Origin of the sequence: Salinispora pacifica DSM 45544 (assembly GCF_000378845.1) — a bacterium.
Lineage (GTDB): Bacteria > Actinomycetota > Actinomycetes > Mycobacteriales > Micromonosporaceae > Micromonospora > Micromonospora pacifica.
Map to the genome: position 1 here is coordinate 1 of NZ_KB905362.1, position 14104 is coordinate 14104.

A 14104-nucleotide genomic window follows, 5' to 3' on the forward strand; every position below is an offset into this window, starting at 1 on the left:
CTCCTCTGTTGAACACGCGAGGCCAGCATCACCGTGCGTTCGGCATGCGGCAGCCGGTACTCTGGCGCTCGCTCTTCTTGTTGGGGCAAGAACGACCCGCCTGCCGGTCAAAGCTGGGCGGGTCGTTGCTCTTTCTACCTCCGGTAATCGTGCAGCTACGGGATCCGTCAGTCGGCGCGTCGACTGCCCCCTGGTGGGGTGTACTCCTTGGTTTTGGCTGCCGCCGCCAACCCGCGCCCCAAGATCACGATGGCTGCCGACACGATGCTGCGATGTGTTTGAGCTGCGTACGCGCTCAGGTCCTCATATAGGTCAGCAGGTAAACGCCATCCGACCTGCTGAATGTTGTTCCGCCTAGGCATGCCAAGACGTTAACACGATGCTTGCGCTATGTGAACGCATCGACTAACGTCCGGAGTGGCCAAATTAGGCGGCTCCCGGGCCGGTGACGCAACCACCGCCGGGAGCCTTGATCGGACAGTGGAGGTCCGACCCATGGTTGATCGTAGTGGCGTGTGCCCAGAGCCGGATGAGGCCGGGCGAGAGCCGACCGTCGCAGAGCTGACCGCGATTGAGGCGGAGTGGCCGTCGATCGAGGTCGAGTTGGCGTTGCTGGATGTCGAGATCGCGGGGTTGTTGCGTGGTCCGGCTGCTGCTGAGTGGGCGTGGCGGCGGGCTCGTCGGTTGCGTCGTCAGATGCTGGTGGCGGCGTCTCAGCGTGCCGGCGGCCGTCTGGTGGTGGCGGCATGAGGTCGACATCGGATCGGGTGTTTGCCGGGGCGTATCTGCTGTTGGCGGCCGGTGTGGTCACGGTGGCGGGTGTTGAGGCCGGTCGGGTAGCGGCGTGGGCATTGGCCGTCGTGTTGGTGGGCCTGCCGGTGCTGGTGGCGGCTGTGTGGGCGCTGGCCCACTACCAGGCGACCACCGCTGAGGGCGTCGGCGCCGAGGGCGAGTCGTGAACGCGGTGGCGCGTCAGCGGATGCGGCACGCCCCGGTGGGGTGGCTGGTCGCTGCGGTGTTGGTGGCGCTGCTGGCCCTGGTCGCGCGTGGCGCGGGTCTGGTGCTGGTGGTTGTCGCGGTGAGCGTGGAGCGCGGGGCGGCGGCGGTGATCGCCGGTACCTGCTGGGCGGATGAGCACGTGTCGAGCCGGGCGGGCCTCGCGCCGCTGGCCAGCGATGGGAGGGCGTGGCGATGAGTCTCGGGATTTTCGGTCTGCTGTTGGTGGGTGCGCTGTTCGCGTTGTGCTGGCGTGCCTCGGGCCGGCTGATCGCTACGGCTGTGGCGGCGGTGCTGCTGGGTGTGGTGTTGGCGGGCAGCAACGGGCCGGCGGCGGATGTGTCTCAGTCGGTGGTGGCGGGTCTGCGGTCCGGTCTGGATCAGGTCGGCTCGGCGGTGTTCGGGGGTGCCGAGTGAGGCTGTTGGAGATGGTCCGCGAGTACGGGCGGGCGGAGCGGATGGCGGCCACGCTGGCGATGATCGGGTCGGAGGGCGCGGCGCATTGGCGGCGGGTCGCGGCGGATCTGTTCGCGGCGATTGAGGGGGAGATCGCTGGGGGTGACCTGTGAGCGCGATGGCTGTGCAGGACGGGATGGTCCGTCGTGGTGGCCTGCTGGTGCCGGCCGGTGTGGTGCCGATCCGTCCGGGTGTCCGTGTCGATGTGCCTGCCCCGGCGCCTGCCGTGGAGCCGGAGCCGGAGGCGTCTGCCGAGGTTGATGACCGTCCGGACGACCTGGGCGACGGGTCGGGTGGTCGGCGGTGGCGGCGTGAGCCGGTGACGGCCGATGAGCTGGCGGCCCGGTTGGAGGCTCGGCGGGCGCGGGTGGATGTGCAGCGCGATGACGAGCGGCAGCGTCGCCGTTCGGCCGCTGACCATCGGTTGGATCTGGCTGATGTGGATGAGCAGGTCCAGGTGGCGGGTCGGCGTCGTCGTGAGCGTGAGCGTGACGACGCCGAGCAGGCCGCGCTCGCGGCGCTGTATCGGCGGGCTGCCCGCTCGGGTGAGCGGGCGCGGGTCCGTGCGGACATCGGCCGGTCGGCGGAGATGCGGGCGTTGCGGGTGGCGATGGTGCAGCGCGGCGCCCTGGTGGTGGGCCTGCCGGTCCTGACCGGTTTCGCGGCCTGGTCAACGACGGGCGTCCAGGCGGGTATGGCCCGGCTGCTGAACCTGAAAGAGGGGTCGCCGGGGTGGTGGGTGGCGTGGCTGGTAGAGCCGCTGCTGATCGCGATCGTGGCCGGGATCATCATCGTGCGGGCCGTGCTGCGTACGGCCGGTGGTGACACGGACCGCCGCGCCACCATCGCCGAGTGGGTCGCCCTCGGGGCGAGCATCGCGCTGAACATGCTCGGCGGATGGCACAACGTCACCGGCTGGGTTGATGCGGCCGGCGGTGCGTTGGGCCATTCGGTCGGGGCGCTGGGCGCGGCCGGTACCGCGTGGCTGATCGGCCTGATCATCGACTACGCCAGCCGCGCGAAGCCGTGGGACGGCGCGCCTCGGCTGGCGGAGTTGGATGTGCTGCCGGGCGGGCGTCCGGACGCAATCAGGCTGGGAAAACGCGCCCCGGAAGACGGCGACGAGGGTGCGCTTCCGGAAGAGCTTCCGGACGATGTTCGGGCGCTGTGGGCGGACGTTCAGGAGGCGATTGGAGCCGGTGTGCTGCCGGTGGACCCGAGCGCTTACGCGATCCACAAGCACGTGATGGGTGGCCGGGGCGACCGGCAACGGTCGACACGAGTCGCGGCGCTGGTGGCTGGGTGGCGGCCGTGAACGGCTACCAGCCCTACCGGGAGGGCGCCGAGGTGTGGTTGGTGCCAGTGCTGATGACCGCGCCGACGGCGGCGTATGGGCTGCCGGCGTGCGAGGTGGTGCGGGTGACGGCGGTAGACCGGGTGCGGGTGCGCCTGGCCGACGGCACCGAGGTGGAGACATCGACGCGCAATCTGCGGCGGACGCCGCCCGAGGAGGAGCCGAAGCCGCCGCGAGCACGCGAGGACAAGCGCCGCCTGGCGCTGCCTCCCGGCTACAGCGAGCCAACGCTGTGGTGACCAACTAGCCCCCATGTTTCGCGGGCCCGGCCTCACGGCCTGGAAAACCGGCCGGGCCCGCTCCCTCACAGAAGGAGACACCAGCATGACTCACCCGATCTCTGCGGTTGGCCCCGACCACCAGGAGCGCGACATGACCGACAACGTGGTGCCGCTACGGCGGCCGAAACTGGACGCGAAGGCCGCTGAACTGCGGGCGGCTGGCCTGATCGGTGCCGGTGCCGGTGCTGTGTCGGGTGAGGTGTTGCCGGCGGAGGGGTCGGCGTGGGACCGGGTACGGGCGGCTGCGCAGGGTCCGGTGTTGCCGGTGTGGCTGCGGGACCGGGCGGTGGCGGGTCAGCGGGCGCGGTGGCTGGTGCTGGCGGCGGGCCGGTACGCGGCGCGGGGTGCGGTGGCCAGTCCGGTGGTGGTGTGGCGGTGCGCTCCGCCGGTCGGGCGGGGGATCCGCCGTGCCGTGCGGGCGTGGCTGCGGTGGGCCCGCGCCAACGCGCTGTTTGCGGAGGCGGCGGAGCTGCGTCAGGAGGGTGTGAGCACTGCGGCGTGGGAGACGGCGCGGGAGCGTGCGCGCCGGTCCCGCAAAGGGCGTGGCTGGGTGGCCGTGCTCGGGGTGCCGGCGGCGGGTCTGGGTGTGTGGGCGGTGGGCCTGGCGGTGGGTCCGCTGCTGTGGGTGGGCATCGGATCGGCTGCGGTGCTCGCGGCCGGGATCGCGGGCCGGCGGCCGGGCGAGCAGATCCTGCCGTCGGCGGCGGGGCCGGCGCGGCCGGTGGCCCTGGGCATGCCGGCCGGGCAGCTCCACGCGACGATCACGGCGGTCATGCGGGGGCTGCGCCTGGACGTGACGGTGCTGCGCTCGCAGGCACATCCGTGGGGCTGGGATGTGCAGGTCATGGCCGGTCAGGCTCTCGGCAAGGTCGCGGACAAGGTCGACGAGATCGAGGCGAGGCTGCGCACCCGGGCGGGTGCGGTGAGCGTGATCCCGGACCCGCAGGACGCCGGCATGGCCACACTGCGGGTGGTGTGGGCTGACCCGTACGCGTCGATGCCGGCCCCGGCGCGGATGCAGCCCCGGTCGATCTCGGCGCGGGGGCAGCACCCGATCGGGCGGATGCTCGACGGCGCTGATCTGCGGCTGCCGCTGCTGGCGCACACCGTCTACGTCGGTAAGAGCCGGTCAGGCAAGAGCAGCGCGGTGTGGACGGTGTTGGACCGTCTGACCGCCGCCAATGACGTGGTGGTGTGGGGTGGTGACCTCAGTGATGCTCCGGCGCTGAACATCTGGGGTGACTGCGTGCAGCACTATCGGTCGTCCGTGGCCGGGCTGGACGGGCTACTGCGGGCGGCGATCGCCATCGGGATGGCGCGGGCCGCGGTGATGGGCCGCCGCCTACGACCGAGCGCCGATAGCCGGCCCGGTGAGGACGTGTCGGAGAACTGGGAGCCGACGCCGGAGGGCCCGGCGCTGGTCCTGGTGCTCGACGAGTACCCATTGCTCGTGGAGGCCGGACTCGGCCCCCTGGTGGAAGAGTTCTTGCGGACCGCCGCGAAGGGCGCCGGGTTCGCCCACATCGCCAGCCAGCGGGCCGGGCGGACCGAGATGGGCACCACCACCATCAAAACCATGGCGGTCAGCAAGGTGCTGCTGGCGTGTGAGGCCGGGGACATCGAGATGCTGATGGGGCCGGGTAAACGGGCGGAGGGGTGGCGGCCGGACCGGCTCAAGCCGGCCGCTGACGGCAAACCCAACGACGCCGGCAGGTGTTTCGTCGACGGGCCCGGGCACACCGAGCCTCGGCTGTCTGCGGTGTACCGGTTGAGCGCGACTGAGGTCCGTGACCGGGCCATCGAGCGGCTACAGCACATGCAGGCCAACGGGCGGCCGACAATCGATGAGGCGACCTGGACTGCGGCGGACGCCTACGCCCGACGGCGGTGGGGTGTAGGCATGGACGACCTACTCGCCCCTGACGACACGACCGCCGACGACGGCGCCCAGGAGCAGAGCACCGTGCCCGTGGTGCTGGCTGACCTGAGGGCGGTCCTGGTCGATGCCGGTGCGGACGCGATGCACACGCGCGAGGTGCTGCCGGCCCTCGCGGACCGCGATGACCGCTACGCCGGATGGTCGAGCACCGACCTCGCCGACGCGGTCCGCCCGACCGGACTCGCCCCCGCGCAGCTACGCAACGTGCGCGGTGTGGCCAACGCCAACGGGTACCGGCTGGGCGATATCGACACCGCCATCGCCCGCGTGAGGGCCGTCTGAGGCGGCCCTACCGGCCCCTCTACCGCCGCCATACCGCCTCTACCGCGTAGAGCTCCGGTAGGGCGGCCGGTAGAGGGGCCTCTACATGTCCTGGCCAGCCACGATCAGCCCCGTGTGGACCGGTAGACACCCACCCCTGCCACCCCCCGTGGGCCCCGAAATCCGGGCCTCGGCGGGGTGGTGGGGCGTGTGGGCGCTCGGAGGGTCTACCGGTCTACCCGGTGCTCGTCGACGAGCACCGGGACGGGGCTGGTGCTGCAACTACCCCGTCCGGGCCGGTCACCGTGCGTCGTCGTTGAGGGTGGCGATCAGCTCGGCGCGGAGGTGGTCGCGCACGGTCGGTGCGGCGGCGGTGGCGGCGGCGATCAGCTCGGCCAGGATGCGGTGCCGGGGCAGCATTCCGCCGAGATCGCGGTGGAGGCGGTCAACGGTGTCGTCGAGGGCGGCGGCGGCGGCAGTAGCGACGTAGATCGTGTGTCGGGTCATGCCGGGCGGTGTCCGCCGCCCGGTTGTAGGAGCTGGGTCCGCCTCGTGTTGGACACGCCTCCGACGCGTGTCCGTCTCGGGTCGGCGCTGACGTGGAGACGTGTCCGCCACGGGTGTGGGCGGTGGCGGAGGTGTGTCCGTCACCGGGTCGACCGGGTCGGCGTACAGCTCGTTGAGTACGGATGCGGCCGGCGGGATGTCGACCTGTCGTCGACGGCCGCTCATGACGGGCCGACCTTCCAGGCGAGTCCGAGTGCTGGCACGAGTGCGGCGGTCAGCCGCCAGTAGGACTCGGTGACCGGGTTGGTCGGGGCGTAGTCGATGAGCGGCTGATGCTGCCCGGGTGCCTCGCCCACGCGCACGCTGTGCGGCACCTGGTGCACGATCGCGTCCGGGTACTCCTGGGTTAGTCGCGCGTCCAGGGATCGCGACAGGACGGTGGCGCCGTCGGTGTCGGCCATGACCACGGCCGCCGTGACCATGGCCGGGTTGAGCCTCCGCCGGATCAACGCCAACGGTTTGGCCAGCTCCGCCGCGCCGACGTAGTCCAACGTTGACCCCTTCATGCTCACCGCCACGTGTGTGGCGGCGGTCAGCATCGAGACGGTGACCAGGCCCATGCTCGGCGCCGCGTCCATGATCTCTACGTCGACATCATCGGCGTCCTGGTCGTACTCGGCCGCGAGCAGCGTGTCCGACCCGGGTGGCCGTTCGGACTCGACCCTGCCCAGGGTGTCCAGGCTCGGCACGATCCGCACGCCGGGCACGATCGTCGGCGCGGTCGCCTCCCGGATCGTGCAGTCCCCGCTGAACACGTCTAGCAGCGTCGGGTAGCCGGCGGGACGCTGCGGAGTCAGCCAATACGTCGCGGAGGCGAGTTGCGGATCGCCGTCGGTGATCCGCACTCGCACGCCCCACGCGGCAAGTGCGGCGGCGAGCTGTACGGACGTGGTGGTCTTGCCTGACCCGCCCTTGCGGTTGACCACCGCGAGGCGTCGTGGTGTTGGTGCGGTGCGGTAGACGCGCAGCTCACGCCACCGATCCGGGGTCATCTCAGCATCCATCAGTGCCTCTCATACGCGGGTAGGAGTGGTGTCAGCCTGCCATCCGCGCCGTGTCCGACGTGTGTTGGACACGCCTCCGCCTGGTGACGGGCACCCGTAGGAGACACCCGTACGTGATGATCGCTCGCGTGACGGATGAGGTGCCGACGTATCGGCTGGCTGTGATCGGGGAGACGGGCGCGAGTGCGGCTGGTGGTGTCGCGGTGGCGGAGCCGGAGTCGGGGCGGCGTGAGCCGTCGGGCCGGTGGCGGCGGTGGGGTGTGCTCCTGGCGGTGCTGCTGCTCGTGCCGGCGGCCGGGGCGGTGTGGTGGGTCGGGCGGGGCACGGTGGAGGCTGGGTCTGGCGCGGACGCGCCAGACGCCGCCACAACGGGCTGGATGTTCGCGCTGCAGTACGGCGATGAGTCCAGCGCGCGGCGCCACGTCGACTCCGCCGACGTTGACGACGTGTGGGAGCGGTGGGCCGCGGACCTGACTGACGCCGGGGCGACGCTGACGGTGGGCGCGGCCCCGGATGGCACACCGATGACGACGGTCGTCGACGGCGACCGGGCCACGATCACCGAGTGGTGGCGGATGGTGCTGCACGCCGACGGCGCCTCGTACGGCACCGAGAGCCGGGCGTGGACGTTTGAGGTCGTCCGTCGGGGCAACGGGTGGTGGATCACCTCGGTACAGCCGCCGCCGTGGTGCGGTCCGGACGGCTACGTCCGCTGCTGATTCGGCCCGGTGCGTGGGTCAGTAGTCGTTGGAGTTAGCCACGGCTACCCACGCACCGGGCCGAATCACGCACGCGATGCCGCCGCCAGCAACGGGGGAGCTGGCGGCGGCATCGCGCGTTCAGAGTAGGTCGTCGGCGGAGACGCGTGCATTTTTTCGCCCACCGGACGTGGCCGGTTAGACTCTGACGAGTCCCCAAAGGGGACTCGTCAGGGGATCGGATCCGGACCACGCCCGCATTACCCCTGCTGGCCTGCCCCGTTTTGGCCGGCTATCTGGTGATGTCTGCGGTTGCGCCGGATCCGGAGCGATTCGCCTGTCGGGCGGCGATCCGGTCCAGGACAGCATCGCGCTCGGCGTCGGTCAGGTCGTGCCGACCCGCCCACGCTGTCAACAGCCGCGCGGCGGTGTCGATGTCCATGTCGGCGTGCCACGCGTCTAGTGCGGCCACCGCGCGCTCGATCCGCTCCTGGTTCAGGATGAGCTCCCCATCTCGGCGTCCCGGAGGCGAGCGCGTAGCGCCTTGAGATCGCTGTAGATCTCTAATGCCTCGACGTACCACGGGTCGCCGATTGCTGCTTCCGCTCCGGCGGGCAGATCCCGGCGGCGCTCCGCGTCCTGGCGCACCTCGTCACACCAGACGGTGACAGCGCCGAGCGCATCGTCCACTGCGGCCAGTACGTCTGCATGCCGCGTCATCGTGTCTCCTCCGTAGCTGAGTCCTGGCTGCTCATCGGGAGTTCTGCACCAGCCGCAGTGTCGGCACCGCTGACGGAGTCGGTCGCGCCGAGCATGTCGGCGAGCAGGTCTCGGTGGGCGGCGAACACCTCGCCTCCGTGAACGGCGCCGAGATGGCCCGTCAGGGTCGCGTAGGTGTCGGCGCGGACCCACTCGGCATGCCGGGCATCGTCAGCTCCGGTCAGGACCGGGAAATCCGCTCGGGGGCGGGCAGTCAGCCGGGCCACGGATGGCGCGGTCGTCATCCACGCCTCATCTGACGCGCGCGGATCAGGTACCACTCGGGCCGGCAGCGCCTCCCAGGCCACTCCGTCTTCCGGGCAGAGCAGGAGTCCGGTTTCCTCGCCCAGCTCGCGCACGGCGGCATCGCCGGGCGTCTCGCCTGGGTCGACGTAGCCACCGGGCAGTGCCCAGCCGTGGCCGTCCGCGCGCTCGACCATGGCGATCCAGCGGCGGCCGTGCTCGTCGGTGGCGATCACAATCGCGTCCGCGCACCGCTGCTCGCCCCAATGGCCCAGCTCGTTACGGCCGTGGCGGATACCGGTGGGTCCGGCCGGGTTGACCGGGCGGCCGTTGATGACCTGGAACGGCACCAGGGCGTGAGCCTGACGTACAGACCAGTCGATCTCGGTGGGGTCCATGGTGGGGTCGGCCCAGGCTGCGCCTGCCCGGATGCCCTCAAGGACGCTGGGGTCGGTGTAGGTGTCGATGTAGCTGGTCATTCCCTGCTCCTATCGGCCGTGGTTGGGCCCGCCTGCGACGGGCCCAACCCATCTCGGTCAGATGTTCAGGTCGCCATCGATCCGGTCGTGCTGGCGGCCGACCCTGGCGTTGCCGGAGCGGATGTTGGTCGACTCGCCGGACCTCCTGCTGTCTCCGCTCTCGCTCTTGCCGCCTTTGATCTGGCCGGCCTGGATGGCGACCCGGTCGTTACCGCTGGCGATGTTGCGCTTGCCCATGACTGGTGCTCCCTCGGTGTCGGGTCGGGTGGTGGCCCGGCGCTCGGCGTCGCCGGGTGCGGTGCGGGTCACGGCGTCACGGCGCCGCTGCGCGGTGCCCCTCGGGACACTGGTCGCGGCGGCGAGGTCGCCGTAGGAACCGCCGTGGTTGGCGTGGGATCGGATGGCGGCTGCGGTGGCCCCAGCGACGCGATGACGCAGTGTGGCCAGGTCGCGCAGGAGCCATTCATCCCACCGCGTCTCGGCGGTGACCGGCTGGTCCTTGAGGCTCTGCCCGGTGCCGGCTGGCACGGCCGGATCTCGTCCGGTCCGCAGTGCGGCCAGTCCGACCAGCAGTGTGTCGATCGCCTCGGCCAGCTCGGCAGCGTCGGTGCCGAGAGCGTCGGCCTGGTCAGCGGTGAGGCTGATGACCAGATCCAGGCCGCCCCGGCGGGCGTCGTCTCCCTCGCGGTAGGTCAACATCGACTGTCGCCTCCCTCCGTGGTGTATGCAACTGCATACACCGTATGCGAGCGCATACAGCTAGCGCAAGGGATTCGCAGTGTCGGCCGGGCGACAGTTGGCCGCCGGTTTACACCAGAAGGATGTTTATGGTGCATGACCAGGGCATCGAGGGCTGTCTGTGGCTGCACATACACTCTGCGGTCATGAAACTTCGGACAGTCGCCACTGCGGTGGCCCTCGCGGCAGTCCTGGGCGCGACCGGATGCGCCGCCTCGTACGAAGAGCGGATGCGGCACCTGGATGAGGTGTCAGCTAAGGGCATCGCGTACCGGGGGCAGCTCTACGAGCAGGACACCGAACCGTCAAGGGAGGCGTGCACGATCGGCTACGACCTGCTCAAGAACACCCCACCGTACGACCGAGATGGACCTGACTCCATATCGAAGGCGTGGAGCGATCAGGTCAAAGAGGCGTACATCAAAAGCTGCATGACTGGCGAACTCAAACCCAAACCCGACGTAGACGGCGTCGATGCGGTCACCTCCGTGCCCATCACCGCCCCGCCGGACCCCGTCGCCACCTCACCAACCCCCTGACCAAAACCAACGACAACGGGGCCTACAGCGGTTGCTGCGGGCCCCGTTGTCGTTGGTTTTGGTCTGAAAGCTATCCGCAGGTCAAATCGGGGCAAAACTATCTTTCGGATCACTCGAAGAAGTCCGTGGTCGGTGTGGCTGGTTGCCGGGTGTCGTCGGCTGATCGTGGCGCGGGTACCGCCGGGGTCTGCGGTGATGGTGCCGGCGGTGTTGGCGCTGGTGGTGTGCCGTCCCGGCGCGGGTACAGACCCTCCACGCTGGGGTCATGCACCGGGGAGTCGAGCCAGGGCACCTGAATGCGGCACAGCCGGCCCGCGATACGGGCCACGGCACGACCACGGGGCATGGTGTCGGCGCTGCCGTCGTCGTCCACGACCAGCCGCCAATCACCCTCGAGGACCATGCGTCCGCCCTGCTCGGACATCCACCCGACCGCCACCCGGTCCTCCAGCTGGTCACGGATCGCGCCGGGGATCGCGTCTTTGGCATCAGGTCGTTGGGTGACGGCCACGATGGTAATCCGCCCACCCCGCGCCATCCTGGCCAACTGGTTGAGCGGGTCCAGGGCCTCAGGCACCTCGTAGAGGATGTTCTGCACCTCGTCGAGCACGATGCACAACCGCGGCGCGGTCATCCGCTCGCTGCTGCGGCCGGACTCGAAGGCGTAGTCGGCCTCGTAGCGCTCGCGCATGATGGCCACCAGGTGATCCAGGGCCGCCCGCCACTGCTGCGGGCTGCGGGCCACGACGAGGACACCGTCTCGGCCCTCCAACGAGGCGTAGTCCGCGCTGCCCTTGCCGTCGAGGATCATCACGCCGGCCGGGAACGCGCCACTGGACAGGCCTCGCACGACGATGCCCCGGGCCAGGATCGTTTTGCCGGAACCCTTAACCCCGGCGATGAGCAGGTCGCGCTGGGCGTCGGGATCCCACACGCGCAGCCCGATCGGGCTGTCGTCAGGGCCGATGACGTGTGCGTCGGCGTGGACCATCGCGCACGCCCCCACCACGATGCCGCCCACATCGGGCCAACGTCCGTCCACGATGCGATCCGGTAGCGGCGGCTCGGCCACCAGGTCGACCGCGCGGGCGTTGTCAGCCCACCGCAGACCCCACACGCGCGGGTCGTGGCGCATCGCCCACATCAACGCACGCTCGATCCCGGCACGCCGGCCGGGCTCGGACACCCGTAGCTGGTCGGGGTAGTAGGCGGTGGCCGACATCAGCCGGTCACCGTCCCACACCGCATCACGGATCACCCACGTCCCCGAGTGCGGATCAAACTCCCGCGCGGCGCCGACGAGGTGCCCGACCAGCCACCGCAACACCACCGCCCGCTGCCGGGCCTGCCGGGTCACGGCAGCCAGCGCGGCCAGCACTGCGGCCGTGGCCACCGCCACCACCAGGCCGCCAGTAGCGGCCAGCAACACCACCAGCTCCGCCACCGCCGCACCCACCAACGGCGCGGCAGCGCTGATCGCGGACGCGAGGCGGTCCGCGGCGTGCCGGGGCATCGGCAGCCACCACCGCACAAACCCGGCCGACACCGACCCACACGCCCACACCAACCCCCACAACACCACCGCCACCGCGCCCAGAAACAGCGGCGTGGACACCAGCGTCCCGGCCGCCTGCCACGGGTCGGTGACCAGGGTGACGGCGGTGGAGGCGACCGTCGCGACAGCTACCGTCGCGGCGAGCAGGATCGCGGCGTGCCGCACCGGCCGGGCGCGGACCTCCACCCACACCGCACGGGCCTCACCGCGGACCTGATGGACCAACGCGGCCCGCCCGGTCACGGCATCCTCGCCGCAACACCCGCAACGTCATAGGCCGCCCGCTCGTGGTCACGCTCGCCACGAGGTGCCTCGTTCGGTGGCCACCCGGGCGGCCGACGGCGCCGCAGCTCCGCCGGGTAGTCGGCCAGCTCGCGGCGGCCGTGCCGGTCCGGCGCGATCAGTCGCGTGCTCGGCCAGCGGCCGATGATGGCCACGCCGACCTGGCGCGGCACCAGCCAATCCGTCAGCCGTACTGACGTGCGCTTGCCGTAGCGCCACCCCACCGGCACCCGGATCATCTCCACCGCCAGGCGCCGGCGCGGGTAGTCGGCCATGAGCGCCATCGTGGCCTCAATCTGCGCGGTCACCCGGGCCACGTAGGCGCCCACCGCCTCCACATCATCCGGATCCGCCAACCGGGCGGCATCATCACCCGGACCGATCGTCCAACCCGTAACCGCCGCCTCACCGACCCGCAGAACGCCGGCAGTCCACCGCGCACCCGGATCAATGCCCAATACCGCCACATCGGCGTGATCGGCCATACCAGCCTCCCCATGATCGCGCCGACGACCGTAGCTCGCAGCAGCGAGGAGACAACAACCGGTTACGCCCGGTCTAGCTCCCGGTCCTTGACCACATCGGTCGTCGCGCCGTTGTCCCACCGCACGGTCGCACCATCGCCCGTAGTCCTGATGACCCTGCCCGCATCACCCGGCCACGCCGACCCACTCGACCGATGGATAGCCGTCGTCGCCCGCACTCGCTGACCCACGCTGAAACCCATGACCGGCACCGTAACCAAACGCCACATCCCGTAGAGCGTCCTAGGCAGCAATAGAGAGTGCGGGGCCAGTCACAACCTGGCCCCGCACTCCGCCTATCCGTTGATGCGCTTTTGGGTTTAGCGCTTAGAGCCGACAGCAGCGCGTAGGAGCGCCGAAAGGCGTGGATCCTGGCGAGGTATCGACACCCGATCATCTGACGCTGCTACGGCGCTCTCAGCGGGCCGCACGGCCGCCAACGGATGACACTGTGGGCATCGATACGGCGCCCCGTCATCGGTGACCCGCTGACGAGTGCGCTCATCACACCCGCCGCACCAATCAGGACGCACACCCACCGCAGGCTCCACCGGTACCCGCCGGGGCGGATCGGCAGGCAACTCCGCCAACCGCAGGCAACTCCGCCAACCGATGCACGTACACACCCGTCGACCGGGCAGACGCCAGATCACGCGTCAACTCCGCACTTACACCCTCCGCCGACCACCCAGCCGCCAACCGGGCAGCCACCTCCGTCACCAGCGTGGCCCGTAACGACGCTCCAACCCGACTTCGCCCCACCGCCGGGAGAGCGTCTACGACCGCCTCAGCGGTAGACCGATGCGCATCGTCGGTCGACTGGGGTTTCTCTCCTTCGCCCCCTCCTCCTTCCATCCCCACCGACCGCGTACGAGCAGCGGAGGAACCTACGGAGGAGGAAGGATCTTTCTTCTTGTTGGTCTTCTCTTCCTTAGATAGTTCATGACCCGCCATGTCATGGCGGTCCATTGAATGGCGGTCCATTGAATGGCGGGTCATGAAGTGGCTCTGACCTGCGGTTTCTCGCTCTTCGGCCTGGGCAGCCTTCGAGCCGGGGTGTGGCCTTCGAGCCCTAGGCGTGCGAGGTGGCACCCAGGTGTTCTGCTCGGTTGGAACGGGCTCCGGGTGTAGCTCGTAGACGATGCCGGTGATGACGCCGAGGTTGTTTCGCTGGCGCTGTCGGGTGAGGTACCCACGATGCTCAAGTTCCCGCACCAGGGCGTCGACCTTGTTGTAGCCCGCCGACGTTCGTTCTGCGATCGCACGAGCCGTGAACTCGAACTCTTCGTCGTGCGAGGCGATCCAGGCGACGAGCCCGATTAGCTCGAACGACAGGTCGGGGGTGCGGATGATCGAGTTGGGGACTGAGGTCCACCCTTTGGCCTTCCACTGGGCGGACTTCCGAGCCGTTGTCGCCATGCGGTGCGTG

General features: G+C 70.2%; 18 protein-coding genes. 10 read left to right on the forward strand and 8 right to left on the reverse strand.

Annotation, left to right across the window (positions count from 1 at the left end; genetic code table 11):
- Window positions 1-495 precede the first annotated feature (495 nt).
- The 8 genes from SALPAC3_RS26365 (at window position 496) to SALPAC3_RS0125090 (ending at window position 5308) form a co-directional block, all read left to right on the forward strand.
- Window positions 496-750: a DUF6284 family protein gene (locus tag SALPAC3_RS26365; protein ID WP_018223911.1), complete on the forward strand. Its 255-nt coding sequence runs from the start codon at window positions 496-498 to the stop codon at window positions 748-750.
- Window positions 747-959, forward strand: a complete 213-nt coding sequence (locus SALPAC3_RS0125060; RefSeq protein WP_157632371.1) for a hypothetical protein — start codon at window positions 747-749, stop codon at window positions 957-959. The genes SALPAC3_RS26365 and SALPAC3_RS0125060 overlap by 4 nt, the downstream gene beginning before the upstream one ends.
- The gene (locus SALPAC3_RS0125065; RefSeq protein WP_018223913.1) at window positions 956-1195 is read left to right on the forward strand and encodes a hypothetical protein; all 240 of its coding nucleotides are present in this window, start codon (window positions 956-958) and stop codon (window positions 1193-1195) included. The genes SALPAC3_RS0125060 and SALPAC3_RS0125065 overlap by 4 nt, the downstream gene beginning before the upstream one ends.
- Window positions 1192-1413, forward strand: a complete 222-nt coding sequence (locus SALPAC3_RS0125070) for a hypothetical protein (protein WP_026185889.1) — start codon at window positions 1192-1194, stop codon at window positions 1411-1413. The genes SALPAC3_RS0125065 and SALPAC3_RS0125070 overlap by 4 nt, the downstream gene beginning before the upstream one ends.
- Window positions 1410-1565 (forward strand): hypothetical protein, encoded by a 156-nt coding sequence (locus SALPAC3_RS28185; RefSeq protein ID WP_018223915.1) that lies wholly within the window; start codon window positions 1410-1412, stop codon window positions 1563-1565. Before SALPAC3_RS0125070 ends, SALPAC3_RS28185 begins: the two co-directional genes overlap by 4 nt.
- A gap of 5 nt (window positions 1566-1570) precedes the next feature.
- Window positions 1571-2767 carry a hypothetical protein gene (locus SALPAC3_RS0125080; protein ID WP_232430593.1) on the forward strand — a complete coding sequence of 399 codons (1197 nt, stop codon included), beginning with the start codon at window positions 1571-1573 and terminating at the stop codon, window positions 2765-2767.
- On the forward strand, window positions 2755-3045 hold the full coding sequence (locus tag SALPAC3_RS0125085) for a hypothetical protein (RefSeq protein ID WP_018223917.1): 291 nt from the start codon (window positions 2755-2757) through the stop codon (window positions 3043-3045). Before SALPAC3_RS0125080 ends, SALPAC3_RS0125085 begins: the two co-directional genes overlap by 13 nt.
- 85 nt (window positions 3046-3130) lie before the next feature.
- Entirely contained in the window at window positions 3131-5308 is a 2178-nt protein-coding gene (locus SALPAC3_RS0125090; RefSeq protein ID WP_018223918.1) for a hypothetical protein, read from the forward strand.
- A 279-nt stretch (window positions 5309-5587) separates the two neighbouring features.
- Here SALPAC3_RS0125090 and SALPAC3_RS0125095 read toward each other — a convergent pair whose 3' ends face one another.
- Both SALPAC3_RS0125095 and SALPAC3_RS26480 read right to left on the reverse strand, forming a co-directional pair.
- The gene (locus tag SALPAC3_RS0125095; protein WP_018223919.1) at window positions 5588-5794 is read right to left on the reverse strand and encodes a hypothetical protein; all 207 of its coding nucleotides are present in this window, start codon (window positions 5792-5794) and stop codon (window positions 5588-5590) included.
- A 221-nt stretch (window positions 5795-6015) separates the two neighbouring features.
- Window positions 6016-6846 carry a ParA family protein gene (locus tag SALPAC3_RS26480; protein WP_018223920.1) on the reverse strand — a complete coding sequence of 277 codons (831 nt, stop codon included), beginning with the start codon at window positions 6844-6846 and terminating at the stop codon, window positions 6016-6018.
- 140 nt (window positions 6847-6986) lie between these two features.
- Here SALPAC3_RS26480 and SALPAC3_RS0125105 point away from each other — a divergent pair, with 140 nt between their 5' ends.
- Window positions 6987-7577, forward strand: a complete 591-nt coding sequence (locus SALPAC3_RS0125105; RefSeq protein WP_198290380.1) for a hypothetical protein — start codon at window positions 6987-6989, stop codon at window positions 7575-7577.
- 271 nt (window positions 7578-7848) lie between these two features.
- On the opposite strand, the gene SALPAC3_RS28190 is transcribed toward SALPAC3_RS0125105, so the two are convergent.
- Genes SALPAC3_RS28190 through SALPAC3_RS29035 form a run of 4 tightly spaced genes read right to left on the reverse strand, consistent with a single transcriptional unit; the run spans window position 7849 to window position 9736 of the window.
- Complete coding sequence (locus tag SALPAC3_RS28190) at window positions 7849-8028, reverse strand: hypothetical protein (protein ID WP_018223922.1); 180 nt, start codon at window positions 8026-8028, stop codon at window positions 7849-7851.
- A 23-nt stretch (window positions 8029-8051) separates the two neighbouring features.
- Window positions 8052-8276, reverse strand: a complete 225-nt coding sequence (locus SALPAC3_RS0125115) for a hypothetical protein (protein WP_018223923.1) — start codon at window positions 8274-8276, stop codon at window positions 8052-8054.
- A complete protein-coding gene (locus tag SALPAC3_RS0125120) occupies window positions 8273-9037 on the reverse strand; it encodes an NUDIX domain-containing protein (RefSeq protein ID WP_018223924.1) in 765 nt (254 codons plus the stop codon). Before SALPAC3_RS0125120 ends, SALPAC3_RS0125115 begins: the two co-directional genes overlap by 4 nt.
- A 57-nt stretch (window positions 9038-9094) precedes the next feature.
- The gene (locus tag SALPAC3_RS29035; protein ID WP_018223925.1) at window positions 9095-9736 is read right to left on the reverse strand and encodes a hypothetical protein; all 642 of its coding nucleotides are present in this window, start codon (window positions 9734-9736) and stop codon (window positions 9095-9097) included.
- A 185-nt stretch (window positions 9737-9921) separates the two neighbouring features.
- On the opposite strand from SALPAC3_RS29035, the gene SALPAC3_RS0125130 reads away from it, so the two are divergent.
- Complete coding sequence (locus tag SALPAC3_RS0125130; RefSeq protein WP_157632373.1) at window positions 9922-10314, forward strand: hypothetical protein; 393 nt, start codon at window positions 9922-9924, stop codon at window positions 10312-10314.
- Window positions 10315-10423: 109 nt separating this feature from the next.
- Here SALPAC3_RS0125130 and SALPAC3_RS0125135 read toward each other — a convergent pair whose 3' ends face one another.
- Window positions 10424-12112, reverse strand: a complete 1689-nt coding sequence (locus SALPAC3_RS0125135) for a hypothetical protein (protein ID WP_018223927.1) — start codon at window positions 12110-12112, stop codon at window positions 10424-10426.
- Window positions 12109-12636: a hypothetical protein gene (locus SALPAC3_RS0125140; RefSeq protein WP_018223928.1), complete on the reverse strand. Its 528-nt coding sequence runs from the start codon at window positions 12634-12636 to the stop codon at window positions 12109-12111. The genes SALPAC3_RS0125135 and SALPAC3_RS0125140 overlap by 4 nt, the downstream gene beginning before the upstream one ends.
- Window positions 12637-14104: the final 1468 nt, after the last annotated feature.

What these genes read in the sequence shown, in the direction of transcription:
- SALPAC3_RS26365 (WP_018223911.1), top strand. Translation starts at nt 496, where the DNA reads ATGGTTGATCGTAGTGGCGTGTGCCCAGAGCCGGATGAGGCCGGGCGA.
- SALPAC3_RS0125060 (WP_157632371.1), top strand. Translation starts at nt 747, where the DNA reads ATGAGGTCGACATCGGATCGGGTGTTTGCCGGGGCGTATCTGCTGTTG.
- SALPAC3_RS0125070 (WP_026185889.1), top strand. Translation starts at nt 1,192, where the DNA reads ATGAGTCTCGGGATTTTCGGTCTGCTGTTGGTGGGTGCGCTGTTCGCG.
- SALPAC3_RS0125080 (WP_232430593.1), top strand. Translation starts at nt 1,571, where the DNA reads ATGGCTGTGCAGGACGGGATGGTCCGTCGTGGTGGCCTGCTGGTGCCG.
- SALPAC3_RS0125090 (WP_018223918.1), top strand. Translation starts at nt 3,131, where the DNA reads ATGACTCACCCGATCTCTGCGGTTGGCCCCGACCACCAGGAGCGCGAC.
- SALPAC3_RS0125095 (WP_018223919.1), bottom strand. Translation starts at nt 5,794, where the DNA reads ATGACCCGACACACGATCTACGTCGCTACTGCCGCCGCCGCCGCCCTC.
- SALPAC3_RS26480 (WP_018223920.1), bottom strand. Translation starts at nt 6,846, where the DNA reads ATGACCCCGGATCGGTGGCGTGAGCTGCGCGTCTACCGCACCGCACCA.
- SALPAC3_RS0125115 (WP_018223923.1), bottom strand. Translation starts at nt 8,276, where the DNA reads ATGACGCGGCATGCAGACGTACTGGCCGCAGTGGACGATGCGCTCGGC.
- SALPAC3_RS0125120 (WP_018223924.1), bottom strand. Translation starts at nt 9,037, where the DNA reads ATGACCAGCTACATCGACACCTACACCGACCCCAGCGTCCTTGAGGGC.
- SALPAC3_RS29035 (WP_018223925.1), bottom strand. Translation starts at nt 9,736, where the DNA reads ATGTTGACCTACCGCGAGGGAGACGACGCCCGCCGGGGCGGCCTGGAT.
- SALPAC3_RS0125130 (WP_157632373.1), top strand. Translation starts at nt 9,922, where the DNA reads ATGAAACTTCGGACAGTCGCCACTGCGGTGGCCCTCGCGGCAGTCCTG.
- SALPAC3_RS0125140 (WP_018223928.1), bottom strand. Translation starts at nt 12,636, where the DNA reads ATGGCCGATCACGCCGATGTGGCGGTATTGGGCATTGATCCGGGTGCG.